11 protein-coding genes are annotated in these 13,333 nt (G+C 72.6%); 7 read left to right on the top strand and 4 right to left on the bottom strand.

Annotated elements, in window-relative coordinates; all coding sequences use genetic code 11:
* Positions 1–115 precede the first annotated feature (115 nt).
* Positions 116–1,711 (top strand): alpha/beta hydrolase, encoded by a 1,596-nt coding sequence (locus ACIP84_RS03205; protein ID WP_401793865.1) that lies wholly within the window; start codon positions 116–118, stop codon positions 1,709–1,711.
* A 52-nt stretch (positions 1,712–1,763) separates the two neighbouring features.
* Here the strand turns inward: ACIP84_RS03205 and ACIP84_RS03200 are convergent, their stop codons facing one another.
* Positions 1,764–2,132 (bottom strand): MerR family transcriptional regulator, encoded by a 369-nt coding sequence (locus ACIP84_RS03200; protein ID WP_401793862.1) that lies wholly within the window; start codon positions 2,130–2,132, stop codon positions 1,764–1,766.
* Positions 2,133–2,203: 71 nt separating this feature from the next.
* Between ACIP84_RS03200 and ACIP84_RS03195 the strand changes: the two genes are divergently transcribed.
* Positions 2,204–2,863, top strand: coding sequence for a flavodoxin family protein (locus ACIP84_RS03195; protein WP_401793859.1), 660 nt, complete (start codon positions 2,204–2,206; stop codon positions 2,861–2,863).
* Positions 2,864–2,989: 126 nt separating this feature from the next.
* On the opposite strand, the gene ACIP84_RS03190 is transcribed toward ACIP84_RS03195, so the two are convergent.
* The gene (locus ACIP84_RS03190) at positions 2,990–3,331 is read right to left on the bottom strand and encodes a YkvA family protein (protein ID WP_355963003.1); all 342 of its coding nucleotides are present in this window, start codon (positions 3,329–3,331) and stop codon (positions 2,990–2,992) included.
* A gap of 267 nt (positions 3,332–3,598) precedes the next feature.
* On the opposite strand from ACIP84_RS03190, the gene ACIP84_RS03185 reads away from it, so the two are divergent.
* The 5 genes from ACIP84_RS03185 to ACIP84_RS03165 all read left to right on the top strand — a co-directional run bounded on the left by ACIP84_RS03185 (position 3,599) and on the right by ACIP84_RS03165 (position 10,753).
* Positions 3,599–5,107, top strand: coding sequence for an aldehyde dehydrogenase family protein (locus ACIP84_RS03185; RefSeq protein WP_355963005.1), 1,509 nt, complete (start codon positions 3,599–3,601; stop codon positions 5,105–5,107).
* Positions 5,104–6,630 carry a GMC family oxidoreductase gene (locus ACIP84_RS03180; RefSeq protein WP_401793854.1) on the top strand — a complete coding sequence of 509 codons (1,527 nt, stop codon included), beginning with the start codon at positions 5,104–5,106 and terminating at the stop codon, positions 6,628–6,630. Before ACIP84_RS03185 ends, ACIP84_RS03180 begins: the two co-directional genes overlap by 4 nt.
* A complete protein-coding gene (locus tag ACIP84_RS03175) occupies positions 6,627–7,697 on the top strand; it encodes a betaine/proline/choline family ABC transporter ATP-binding protein (protein WP_355963010.1) in 1,071 nt (356 codons plus the stop codon). Before ACIP84_RS03180 ends, ACIP84_RS03175 begins: the two co-directional genes overlap by 4 nt.
* Positions 7,698–7,803: 106 nt before the next feature.
* Positions 7,804–9,777, top strand: a complete 1,974-nt coding sequence (locus tag ACIP84_RS03170) for an ABC transporter permease (RefSeq protein ID WP_401793850.1) — start codon at positions 7,804–7,806, stop codon at positions 9,775–9,777.
* 1 nt (position 9,778) lies between these two features.
* Positions 9,779–10,753 carry an ABC transporter substrate-binding protein gene (locus ACIP84_RS03165; protein ID WP_401793847.1) on the top strand — a complete coding sequence of 325 codons (975 nt, stop codon included), beginning with the start codon at positions 9,779–9,781 and terminating at the stop codon, positions 10,751–10,753.
* Between the two features lie 87 nt (positions 10,754–10,840).
* Here ACIP84_RS03165 and ACIP84_RS03160 read toward each other — a convergent pair whose 3' ends face one another.
* The gene (locus tag ACIP84_RS03160; RefSeq protein ID WP_355963017.1) at positions 10,841–12,067 is read right to left on the bottom strand and encodes a cation:proton antiporter; all 1,227 of its coding nucleotides are present in this window, start codon (positions 12,065–12,067) and stop codon (positions 10,841–10,843) included.
* A 139-nt stretch (positions 12,068–12,206) separates the two neighbouring features.
* Complete coding sequence (locus ACIP84_RS03155; protein WP_401793844.1) at positions 12,207–13,262, bottom strand: GlxA family transcriptional regulator; 1,056 nt, start codon at positions 13,260–13,262, stop codon at positions 12,207–12,209.
* Positions 13,263–13,333 lie beyond the last annotated feature (71 nt).

Raw genomic sequence — 13,333 nt, 5'->3', positions numbered from 1 at the left:
GCGCGCTCCTCCTGTGGTCGGACGCGGGGATGGCCGGAGGAGGGATTTCGCACAACTGCCCTATGCGGAAGGGTGCATGAGACGCATCATCCACCTCCCGCAAGGATCTGACTCTGTGCGAAGCACCCGCATAGCACCCCTCGTGGCCATCAGCGCGGTCGCGGCCCTCGTGCCCGCTCTCACACCCGCCGTCGCCTCCGCGGCCGAACCGGTCACCCGGCGGACGGTCACCGCCGACCCCCTGAGGCAGTACACCCAGCAGACCCCGCGCTGGAAGCGCTGCGAGGCCGAGGCACCGGCGAACTACCAGTGCGCGACGCTCAAGGTGCCGCTCGACTACACCCGGCCGGACGGCAGGAAGCTCGACGTCGTCGTGTCCCGGGTCAAGGCGACCAGCCCCCAGAAGCGGCGCGGTGTCCTGCTGCTCAACCCCGGCGGCCCCGGCGGCCCGGGCCTCGACATGCCCCTGTGGCTGGGACCGGAGCTGCCGACCGCCGTGAAGGAGCAGTACGACCTCATCGGCTTCGACCCCCGCGGCGTCGGCCAGAGCTCGCCCGTGAGCTGCGGCCTGAACGAGGAGGAGCTGAACTGGCAGCGCCCGTACAAGGCGGCGACGTTCGAGAAGGACGTCCGGTGGGCGCGGACCGTGGCCGAGAAGTGCCGTGCGAAGGGCGGTGACGTCCTGCCGCACCTCACCACCCGCAACACCGCACGGGACATGGACGTCATCCGCGCCGTGCTCGGCGAGAAGAAGATCTCGTACCTGGGGTACTCCTACGGAACCTACCTGGGCGCGGTCTACACGCAGATGTTCCCGAAGCGGACCGACCGGTTCGTGCTGGACAGCGCGGTCGACCCGCAGCGCATATGGCGCGGCATGATCCAGGTGTGGGCGGAGGGCGCGGAGCCGGCGTTCAAGCGCTGGACCGAGTGGACCGCCGAGCGGCACACGACGTACGGGCTCGGCGACACCCCGGCCGAGGTCGGGAAGACCTTCTGGGACCTGGTAGCCCGGGCGGACCGCGACCCGATCGACATCCAGGGCACGCTCCTGACCGGTGACGACATCCGTGCCGGCCGGGCCGTGTTCTTCGACGTGAAGGGCGCCGCCGAGGCGCTCGTCGAGCTCAAGAAGGCCGCCGAGGGAACCCCCGTCCCGGCGCCGTCGAGGCGGAGCACGGCACCCCGGCACGTACCGCCGTCGTTCGCCCGTGCCGTCCCCTCGGACAACTCGGACGCGGCCTTCTGGGCCGTGGCGTGCGCCGACACGCGCGCGTGGCCGCGCGACCCGGAGCAGTACCGCCGCGACGCGATCCGCGACAAGGCCAGGTACCCGCTGTACGGCGACTTCGCGTCGAACATCAAGCCGTGCGCGTTCTGGAAGAACGGATCCGAGCCCGCCACCCAGGTGAACAACTCCGTCGGAGCGCTCATCCTCCAGAACGAGTGGGACTCCCAGACGCCGCTGGTCAGCGGGCAGGGGCTGCGCAGCACCATGAAGGGCGCCCGGATGGTCACCGTCCTCGGCGGCCAGGGCCACGGCATCTACGGCTCCAAGTCCTGCGCCGACAGCACCGCCACCGCCTACCTGACGACGGGCAGGCTGCCGGCCGCGGACGTGACCTGCCGGGCCACGCCGGCCCAGGCGCAGAACCGTCTCGACCTCCCGCTGCCGACGCCGCAGGGTATCCCGGGCCTGCACCGCTCCTGACCGACACGGCGAACAGCCGCTGACAGGGGCCTTCGCGCCACGAGGGCCCCTGTCAGCGGTGCGGGCCCGGTACCTCCGCGGTCATGGCCAGGAAGCCCGCGAGGTTGCTGCGTCGCCGGTGGAGGTCGTCGATACGGGCGTCGGTGGCCGCCAGTTCACGGAGCATCAGATCCCGGATGTCCGCGCACCAGTCGAAGGCCGTCCCGTCCTCGCCGGTGCACGGCAGGACGACCCGGATCACCTCGGTGGGCAGCCCGGCGGCCAGCAAGACGCGGACCTTGCGGACGGCGGTCACCGCGTCCTCTTCGTACGCGCGATAGCCGTTCGGGCCGCGCCGCGCCTCCAGCAGCCCCTGCGCCTCGTAGTAGCGCAGCAGCCGGGTGCTCACCCCGGTGCGCCGGGACAACTCCCCGATCAGCATGCGTGCCCCGCCTTCCGCCCCGTCGTGGATCGTTTGACCTTGACATCAGTGTCAACGGTTAGCGTCGGGCCATGACGAATCATTCCCCGCGTCCCGCGGACCGCTCCTTCCTGTTCGTGCTCGGCAGTTCGCGCGCCGACGGCAACACCGAGATACTCGCCAGGGCGGCCGCCGACGCGCTGCCCTCAGAGATCCCGCAGCGATGGATCGACCTGAACAGACTGCCGCTGCCGGACTTCCAGGACGGACGCCACGAGGAGGGCGACTGGCCGGTCTCGGAGGCCGAACGGACCCTGCGGGAGGCCACCATGGAGGCCACCGACATCGTGATCGCCTCACCGCTGTACTGGTACACCCTCTCCGCCCAGACGAAGCGCTACCTCGACTACTGGTCGGGCTGGCTCGGGGTCCCCGGCCTCGGCTTCAAGCAGCGGATGGCGGGGCGGACCCTGTGGGCGGTGGCGGCCATGGCCGACGAGGACGAGGCCGTCGCCGACGGAATGGCCACCACCCTCAACAACACGGCGGCGTACCTGCGGATGCGCTTCGGCGGAGTCCTCCTCGGCAACGGCTCCCGCCCGGGCCAGGTCCGCGCCGACGAGCGGGCGATGACCAGGGCCAAGACGTACTTCGAGGGGGAGACCCCGCCGGCGCTGTTCCCCCACGAGGAGCAGGAGGCGCGTGTGGGGCAGGCAGCGCGTGAGGCGGAGACCGTCGGCGCGACGGCCTGACCGCGCGGAGCCGACGGAGCGGCGGTGCCGACCCATCCGGACGCGAGGGTCGCACTGTGTGACGGACGCGGCGGCCGAGAGGCGCCTGACGGGCGGAAGCGCAGGTCAGGCGCCTCATTGCGGTGCTCAGGGACGCGGCGGGACCTTGCCCGGTCCGCCGAGCGGGGCGTCCGAGCCCGTGGGCAGGCCCTCGGGCGCCGCCCCACTCCTGGCGACCGCCATGTGCAGCGCCCGCAGGGCGATCAGGAGGACGCCGATGTCGTCCAGGTAGACGGGGTCCGGGATCAGGTCGACCGGCGAGACCGTGTAGACCACCGCCGCCCAGAACAAGGCCTTGGACTGCAGCGGCACACCGGCGTCCACGAGCAGCCGGCGGGTCCGGAGCACACGGACGAGCAGAACGGCCGCGCATCCGGCCACCGCGAGCAGGAGCACCACGACCACGATGAGCCAGAGGCTTCCGTCCACGCTGCTCTCCTTACGCCGTGAGGTCTCGGCCGCGCCGGGGGTGCGCAGAGGCCCAGGGTACGACGCCGGGCCCGGAGCCCGGCGTCGTCGGCCGGGGGCCCCGCCGCACGGGCCACCTTGCGGTATGCCCCGTTTAGACCTGGTTGAAGCGTGACTCGGAGCACTCTCCGCCCTCCCTCGCGCATGGATCCGGGAAGCCAGGGCAGGCGGCCGAACCGCCGGTGACACCGGCAGGGGGACTCAGAGGAACGAAAGGCCATACCCGACGTGACGGCAGCACAACAGACCATCCATGTGGGCGGAGAGTGGCGCGCGGCCCTGACCGGGGCCACGCGCGAGATCATCGACCCCGTCGACGAGACCGCCTTCGCGGTCGTGGCGGAGGGCGGTGTCCTGGACACCGACGACGCCGTGGCCGCGGCACGAGCGGCGTTCGACGACGGTTCCTGGCCGCGCACGCCCGTCGCCGAGCGCGCCGCCCTGCTGCGGCGGGTCGCCGACCTCCTGGAGCGCGACCGCGAGCGGATCGGCGCCCTGGAGAGCCAGGACGCGGGCAAGACCCTCGAGGAGGGCCGCGTCGACGTCGACTGCGTCCGCGACGCCTTCCTCTACTTCGCCGACCTCGTGGAGAAGGAGGACGGCGGCCGGACCGTCGACGCAGGCTCGGCCGACATCCGCAGCGTCGTCGTGCACGAGCCCGTCGGGGTGTGCGCCCTGATCACGCCGTGGAACTACCCGCTGCTCCAGGCCAGCTGGAAGATCGCGCCCGCCCTCGCCGCCGGCAACACGTTCGTGATCAAGCCCAGCGAGATCACCCCGCTGAGCACCGTCGTGCTGGTCGAACTGCTCCTGGAGGCCGGACTGCCGCTCGGCGCGGCCAACATCGTCACCGGCCCCGGCCACACCGTCGGCGCCCGGCTCGCCGAGCACCCCGACGTCGACCTGGTCTCGTTCACCGGCGGTCTCGTCAGCGGCACGAAGGTCGCCAAGGCCGCCGCCGACACCGTGAAGAAGGTCGCCCTCGAACTGGGCGGCAAGAACCCCAACGTCGTGTTCGCCGACGCCTGCACCACACCCGAGGACTTCGACACCGCCGTCGACCAGGCACTCAACGCCGCCTTCATCCACAGCGGCCAGGTCTGCTCCGCCGGCTCCCGCCTCATCATCGAGGAGCCGCTGCGCAAGCGCTTCGTCGCCGAGCTCGCCCGCCGGGCCGAACTCATCCGGCTCGGCCGCGGCACCGACGAGGGCGTCGAGTGCGGCCCGCTTGTGTCCGCCGCCCAGGTGGCGAGGACCGAGGAGTACGTGGCCTCCGCCCTCGGCGAGGGCGCGGTCCTGCGTGCGGGCGGCGAGCGCCCCGACGGCCCCGGCTACTTCTACCGCCCCACCGTCCTCGACCGGTGCCACCGCCGCATGCGCGTCGTCCGCGAGGAGATCTTCGGCCCCGTCCTCACCGTGGAGACCTTCCGCACCGAGGACGAGGCCGTCGCCCTCGCCAACGACACCGAGTACGGCCTCGCCGGAGCGGTGTGGACCTCGGACGAGAACCGCGCCCGGCGGGTCGCGGCCCGGCTGCGCCACGGCACCGTCTGGATCAACGACTTCCACCCCTACCTGCCCCAAGCGGAATGGGGCGGCTTCGGGAAGTCCGGCATCGGCCGCGAACTGGGCCCCAGCGGCCTCGCCGAGTACCGCGAGGCCAAGCACATCTACCAGAACCTCGCTCCGCGCCCCGTGCGCTGGTTCGCGGGCACGACGGCGAAGGCCCAGGCATGAACGACCAGCACGTCTACGACTACGTCGTCGTCGGCGGCGGCACCGCCGGTTCGGTGATCGCCTCCCGGCTGACCGAGAACCCGGACGTCACCGTCGCCGTCATCGAGGGCGGCCCCAGCGACGTCGGCCGCGACGACGTCCTCACCCTGCGCCGCTGGATGGGCCTGCTCGGCGGCGACCTGGACTACGACTACCCCACCACCGAACAGCCGCGCGGCAACTCCTTCATCCGCCACAGCCGCGCGCGGGTCCTCGGCGGCTGCTCCTCGCACAACACCCTCATCGCCTTCAAGCCCCTGCCCTCCGACTGGGACGAGTGGGCCGAGGCAGGCGCCGAGGGCTGGGACGCGGCGGCGATGGATCCGTACTTCGCCCGGCTGCGCAACAACATCGTCCCCGTCGACGAGGCCGACCGGAACGCGATAGCCCGCGACTTCGTCGACGCGGCCCAGGCCGCGCTCGGCGTGCCGCGCGTCGAGAGCTTCAACCGGCAGCCCTTCCACGAGGGCGTCGGCTTCTTCGACCTCGCCTACCACCCCGAGAACAACAAGCGGTCGTCCGCATCGGTCGCCTATCTCCACCCGTTCCTGGACCGGCCGAACCTGCACATCGCCCTGGAGACCTGGGCGTTCCGCCTCGAACTCGAAGGCACCCGCGCCACCGGCGTGCACATCCGCACCAAGGAGGGCGAGGAGCACGTCGTACGCGCCCGGCGCGAGGTCCTGGTGTGCGCGGGGGCCGTGGACACCCCGCGCCTGCTGCTGCACTCCGGCATCGGACCGCGCGCGGACCTGGAGAAGCTCGGCATCCCCGTCGTCCACGACCTGCCAGGTGTGGGGGAGAACCTCCTCGACCACCCCGAGTCGGTCGTCGTCTGGGAGACCCACGGCCCCATCCCGGAGAACTCCGCGATGGACTCCGACGCCGGCCTCTTCGTCCGCCGCGACCCCGAGTCCGAGGGGCCGGACCTGATGTTCCACTTCTACCAGATCCCCTTCACCGACAACCCCGAGCGGATCGGCTACGAACGGCCCCCGCACGGCGTGTCCATGACCCCGAACATCCCCAAGCCGCGCAGCCGCGGCCGGCTCTACCTCACGAGCGCCGACCCCGAGGTCAAGCCCGCGCTCGACTTCCGGTACTTCACCGACGAGGACGACTACGACGGCCGGACGCTCGTCGACGGGATCCGCGTCGCCCGGCAGATCGCGGCGAGCGAACCGCTGGCCGGGTGGCTGAAGCGCGAGGTTTGCCCGGGACCCGAGGTCACCTCCGACGAGGAGCTCAGTGCCTACGCCCGCCATGTCGCGCACACCGTCTACCACCCGGCCGGCACCTGCCGGATGGGCTCTGCGGACGACGAACTCGCCGTCGTCGCACCCGATCTGCGGATCCGGGGCCTCGACGGCATCCGGATCGCCGACGCGTCCGTCTTCCCGACCATGACCGCCGTCAACCCGATGATCGGCGTCCTCATGGTCGGCGAGAAATGCGCGGACCTGCTGGGAGGCACCCGACGATGAACGACCCGACGCAGGACACCGCCGAATCCGTCTTCTCCGTACGCGAGCTGTGGAAGGTCTTCGGCCCGAAGGCCGACCGTGTGCCCGCGGACCAGGAGCTCGCCGCGCTCGACGCCACGGAGCTGCGCGAACGCACCGGCTGCACCGCCGCCGTCCGCGACGTCTCCTTCGACGTCCGCAAGGGCGAGGTCTTCGTCGTCATGGGCCTCTCGGGCTCGGGCAAGTCGACGCTCGTCCGCTGCCTCACCCGGCTCATCGAACCGACCTCGGGCAGCATCTCCATCGACGGCGAGGACGTGCTGTCCATGGACACCGGCCGGCTCCGCGAGCTGCGCCGGCACCGGGCGGCCATGGTCTTCCAGCACTTCGGGCTGCTCCCGCACCGGACGGTGCTCGACAACGTCGCCTACGGGCTGGAGATCCAGGGCGTGGGACGCGCCGAACGGCGCGAGCGCGCCGCCGGGTTCGTCACCAAGGTCGGCCTCGACGGCATGGAGAAGCGCAGGCCGAGCCAGTTGTCCGGCGGCCAGCAGCAGCGGGTCGGACTGGCTCGCGCGCTCGCCGTCGACCCCGAAGTCCTGCTGTTCGACGAGCCGTTCAGCGCACTCGACCCGCTCATCCGCCGGGACATGCAGGAGGAGGTCGTCCGCCTGCACCGGGAGGAGGGCCGCACGATGGTCTTCATCACCCACGACCTGAGCGAGGCGCTGAAGCTCGGTGACCGCATCGCGCTGATGCGCGACGGCCGGATCGTGCAGCTCGGCACGCCGGAGGAGATCGTGGGCGCCCCCGCCGACGACTACGTCAGGGACTTCGTCCGGGACGTGCCGCGCGAGCAGGTGCTGACCGTCCGCTCGGCGATGCGCCCCGCGCACGCCGACGAGTACGAGGCCGGCCCCGCGCTCGCCCCGAGCGCCACCGTCCACGAGGCCATCGAGGCCGTCGCCCGTACGGGCGTCCACGCCCGGGTCGTCGAGAACGGCCGCTGCCTCGGCGTCGTCGACCACGCGGGACTCCTCGGTGTCGTCGCCGGGGTCCCGGCCGCGACGCGGAAGGCGGTGGCCTGATGTACGCCCATACGACCTGGCCGCCGCCGGGCGGCACGACCGGCGCCGCCCACCTGGCCCCCCGGTGCTCCGCGACCGCCCCGGACGCCCTCGGGCGGTGGGCCCGATGACCGCCACCGCCACCCCCGCCCCGCCCCGCCCCACGACTCCTTCCGACGCCGCGCCCGGTGCGCTGCGCGCGCTCGCGCGCCACCGCGGCCGGCTGATCGGCGCCGGCGCGGCCGTCGCGCTCGTCCTCGGAGCCCTGCTCCTGGGCGGCGGAAGCTGGCCGTCGTCGCTCGCCGTCGATCTGTCCGGTCCGCTGGAGCGCACCAGCGACTGGATCATCGACAACCGTGACGGCCACCCGCTGTTCCTCTACTTCCTCGGGCACGTCAGCAACGTCGTGGTCGTGTCCGTCCGCGCGGTGTACCTGTTGCTGCTCGCCCTGGGCTGGGCCGGTGTCACCGCCGCCGCGGGGCTGCTGGCCTGGCGGGTCGCGGGCCTCCGCCTCGCGCTGACCTCCGTCGCCGCCTTCGGCGTCTGCGGACTGCTCGGCATGTGGGTGCCGACCATGCAGACGCTCGCCCTGATGGTCGTCGCCGTCGCCGCGTCCGTCCTGCTCGGCGGTCTCCTCGGCCTGGCCGCCGGCCTGTCCGACCGCATGGACCGGATCCTGCGGCCGGTCCTCGACACCATGCAGGTGCTTCCGGCCTTCGCGTACCTCCTGCCCGTCGTCCTCGTCTTCGGCATCGGCGTACCCGCGGCCGTCCTCGCGACCGTCGTCTACGCCGCCCCGCCCATGGCCCGGCTCACCGCGCTCGGACTGCGCGGCGCGGACGCCGGCGTCATGGAGGCCACCGCGTCCCTCGGCGCCACCGGCAGGCAGCGACTGCTGACGGCCCGGCTGCCACTGGCGCGCAAGGAACTCCTGCTCGGCGTCAACCAGTCGATCATGATGGCGCTGGGCATGGCCGTCATCGCGTCCGTCATCGGCGCCGGCGGTCTCGGCGACCGCGTCTACCAGGCCCTGGCCTCCGTGGACGTCGGCGCCGCGCTCGCCGCAGGTGTGCCGATCGTGCTGCTCGCGATCGTCCTGGACCGGGTCACCGCCGCGGCCGGCGAGCGGATCGGCACGGCCCCGGCCCGCCGGGCCCGGCTCGGCTGGGCCGTCGCCCTCGCGGGGACCGCCGTCGTCGCCGTCGCGGGCCGCCTGACCGACCGCCTCACCTGGCCCGCCGCGTGGACCGTCGACATGGCCGGTCCGGTCAACGAGGCCGTCGACTGGATGACCGCCCACCTCTACTCCGGAGTGCCCCTCGTCGGCGGCACCGCCGACTGGGCGGGCCGGTTCACCACCTGGGTCCTCAACCCCCTGCGCGACGGCCTGCAGTGGCTGCCCTGGTGGACGGTCCTGCTGACCGTCGGCGCCCTCGCCCTGCTCATCGGCACCTGGCGCACCGCCCTGACCGCCGTCCTCGCGATGGCGGCGATCGGTGTGCTGGGCGTCTGGGACCCGGCGCTCGACACCCTGTCGCAGGTCCTGGCGGCCGTCGCCGTGACGCTGGTGCTCGGTGTCGCGCTCGGGGTCGCCGCGGCCCGCAGCACGCGCCTCGGACGCGCGCTGCGTCCGGTCCTCGACGTCTTCCAGACGATGCCGCAGTTCGTGTACCTGATTCCCGTGGTCGCCCTCTTCGGCGTGGGCCGCGCCCCGGCGGTCGCCGCCGCCGTGGTCTACGCGCTGCCCGCGGTCGTACGGATCACGGCCCAGGGCGTACGCGGGGTGGACCCGGCCGCCATGGAGTCCTCGCGCTCGCTCGGCGCGACCGGACGGCAGCAGCTGTTCCAGGTCCAGCTGCCGCTGGCCCGGCCCGCGCTGCTGCTCGCCGTCAACCAGGGTGTGGTGCTCGTCCTCGCCGTCGTCGTCATCGGCGGCCTCGTGGGCGGAGGCGCGCTCGGCTACGACGCGGTCTTCGGCCTCGCCCAGGGCGACCTGGCCACCGGTCTGGTCGCGGGCGCGGCGATCGTCTGCCTCGGCCTGATGCTCGACCGCGTGACCCAGCCGACGCAGCGCCGTGACCTCGCGGGAAAGGGGGCCTGAGATGGCTCGCACACGTATCGCACTCGGCGGCTCCGCACTCGTGACCGCCGCCGCCCTGGCGGCGGGCCTCACGGGCTGCGGCGCCGCCGACATGACCCGCCAGTCCTCCCCGTACGCCGACGCGAAGAGCTCCCGTACGGTCACGCTCTCCGTGCAGTCGTGGGTGGGCGCCCAGGCCAACGTCGCCGTCGCCCAGTACCTCCTGGAACACGAGCTCGGCTACCGGGTGGACACCGTGCAGATCGACGAGGTACCCGCCTGGGACGCGCTCAGCCAGGGCCGGGTGGACGCCATCCTGGAGGACTGGGGCCACCCGGAGCAGGAGAAGCGGTACATCGACGACAAGGGCACGATCCGGCGCGGCGGCGACCTCGGGGTGACCGGCCACATCGGCTGGTTCGTGCCGACGTACTTCGCCGAGCGGCACCCCGACGTCACCGACTGGAGGAACCTGGACAAGTACGCCGACGAGTTCCGCACCGCGGAGAGCGGCGGCAAGGGCCAGCTCCTCGACGGCTCCCCGTCGTACGTGACGAACGACAAGGCGCTGGTGAACAGCCTGGACCTCGACTACCAGGTCGTGTTCGCGGGCTCGGAGGCGGCGCAGATCACGCAGATCAAGCAGTTCGCCAAGGAGAAGAAGCCCTTCCTGAGCTACTGGTACAAGCCCCAGTGGCTGTTCGAGAAGGTACCGATGACGGAGGTGAAGCTGCCCGCCTACAAGAAGGGCTGCGACGCCGACCCGGAGAAGGTGGCCTGCGCGTACCCCCACACGCCCCTGCAGAAGTTCCTCAACGCACGCTTCGCGGACGGCGGAGGCGACGCGGCCGACTTCCTGAAGAAGTTCCGCTGGACGACCGACATGCAGAACGACGTCGCCCTGATGATCGCCGACCAGAAGCTGTCGCCGGAGGAGGCGGCGGGCCGCTGGGTGAAGGAGAACGAGGCCACCTGGCGGACGTGGCTCCCGTCCTGACGGAGCGCGGCGGGCCGGACGGGAGAGCCGGCCCGCCGCACGTGAGAGCCGGCCCGCCGACGGGGCGCGCCGGCCCGCCCCAGCCCCTCATCGTCTGGCCCGGGGTGCCGGCGAGGTGCGTCGCCCTCGGGCGTACCGGCGGCCGAGGGGCTCGGCGCTCAGGCCGTGCAGCACGATGCTGACCATGACGGTGATCACCATCACCCGCGAGATGAAGTCACCGCCGCCGGCGGCGGGCAGTTCGATCGCGGCGAGGAGGCCGAAGACCACCGAGGCCACTCCTCTGGGCCCCATCCACCCCAGGAACAGCCGGTCGGACAGGGACAGATCCGTACCGACGAGGGCGAGCATCACCGGCACCAGGCGCACCAGGGTGCAGGCGAGGACGGCGTAGAGCACGACGGACAGGTGGAAGCCGTCCCAGAACTCGTCGCTGACCAACTGGCCGAAGAGGAACCACAGCGCGAGTGTCGACAGGGTGACCAGGTCGTCCGTCATCCGCACGGTGCCCTCGGGGAGATGCCGCATCGCCGGGGCGACGCAGACACCGGCGACGAACGAGGCGACGAAGCCGTTGCCGCCCAGGAAGACCGACAGGGAGTACGCGGCGAGGGGCACGCTCAGCACCGCGAGTCTCGCCGCGGTGGGCAGCGTCCAGCCCTTCGCCCAGGACCGGCGCAGCAGCCATCCGGCCACATAGCCGACGAGCGATCCGGCTCCGACGGCCCAGCCCGCCGCGCCGACGGCGTCGAGGAGCGCCTCGGCGTAGTCGGAGCCCGCCGTGTGGTACTCGGCGGCGGCGGCGACGCAGATCAGGAACACCGGTGAGACGATGCCGTCGCTGAGGCCGCCCTCGACGTTGAGCACCTCCCGCAGGCGCGCCGGGACGCGCTCGTCCCGCACGAGGGCCGCGGCGGGCGCGAGGTCGAGGGGGACGACGACCGTCGCCAGGGTCGCGAGCACCCAACCGGGCCGGTCGGGGAAGAAGGCGAGCGCGGCCAGGAAGGCGGCGCCCAGGGTCAGCGGCAACGCGGCCCCCAGGAGACGGGCGACGACGCGCCTCTCCCGTCGGATGCCTCCGGCCGGAACCTCGGTCGCGTCGACGAACAGCAGCAGCGCGAGGACGACCTCCACCGCGCGTTCGAAGCCGGCCAGGTCGCCGAAGTCGAAGACGAGCGGCGGGTCCGAGCCGCTGGTGAGGGCGATGCCCGCCACCATCATGGCGATCGGTGCGGTGATGCTCCACAGCGCGAGCCTGCGTGACAGGACGCACCAGGTGAACAGAATGCCCGCGATGACGGTGACGGCAAGCAAGACATCCGCGCTTTCGGGGAGGCTCGGTCCCGGCGGGTTCGTCCCGGCGTTGCAGCGTACGGCGGATGCTGCGGCGGCCCGCGACAGCACGCCGACGGCGTCCCTCCTGGGGCGGTGTCCACCTGGGGCCGCGCACCGCTCAGGCGGAGGGTTCCCTCTGGTCCCGGGGTCCCGTGAGGGCGCCGGTGCCGAACGCGCGGCGGTAGGCGGCGGGCGAGACACCGAAGGCCGTGCGCATGTGCGCGCGCAGGGAGTTCCCCGAGCCGAGGCCGGCGCGGTGGGCGACGACGTCGATCGGAAGGTCGGTCGTCTCCAGGAGCTGCTTGGCCAGTTCGAGTCGTTGCGCGGTGAGCCACTGCACCGGGGTCACCCCGACCTCGTCGCGGAACCGCCGGGTGAAGGACCGCAGGCTCATCCGGGCGTGCTCGGCGAGTCTGGCCAGGGTGAGGGGCTCGGCGAGGTGCTCCAGGGCCCAGGCGCGGGTGGCGGTGGTGCTGGCCAGGGTGGGCTCCGGCACGGGCCGGTCGATGAACTGGGCCTGCCCGCCGTCCCGCCAGGGAGGCACCACGCACATGCGGGCGGCGCGGTTGGCGACCGAGGCACCGTGGTCGCGGCGGATCATGTGCAGGCACAGGTCGACCCCCGCGGCCACGCCCGCCGAGGTCAGCACGTCGCCGTCGTCGACGAAGAGCACGTCCTCGTCCACCTTGACCCGCGGGTAGGCCCGGCGGAACTCCGGGGCCAGGTTCCAGTGGGTGGTGGCCGGCCGGCCGTCGAGGAGCCCGGCGGCGGCGAGCACGTACGACCCGGTGCAGATGGACACCAGTCGGGTGCCGGGCCGGATGCCGGCGATGGCCGCGGCGACCTCGGGCGGCAGCGGGCCGCCGAGGCCGAGCTCGGGCATGGCGTGCGTGGGCGGGAGGACCACGGTGTCGGCGGCGGCGAGCGCCTCGGGACCGGCCGCGGGCTGCACGGTGAACCCGGCGTCGCTGAGGACCGGGGCACCGTCGGCCGTGCAGATCGTGACCTCGTACAGGGGACGGCCGTCGGGGTCCTCGGCGCTGCCGAAGACCCGGGAGGGGATGCCGAGCTCGAACGGAGGCACGCCGGGCAGCGCCAGGACGGCGACCCGGTGCGGTGGCGCGGGCACCGCTGCCTCGGTGGTCCCCCTCGTCTGTTCTGCGTTTCTGCCCATGGCCAGATCCTGTCACATGCTGGCCAAGCGGCCAACACCACACGGGACCGCCGTACCGGATCGTGGACGCA

The organism is Streptomyces sp. NPDC088707 (assembly GCF_044752725.1).
Lineage (GTDB): Bacteria > Actinomycetota > Actinomycetes > Streptomycetales > Streptomycetaceae > Streptomyces.
The sequence above is the reverse complement of the archived record's forward strand: the minus strand, read 5'-3'. Positions and strand labels throughout refer to the sequence as shown.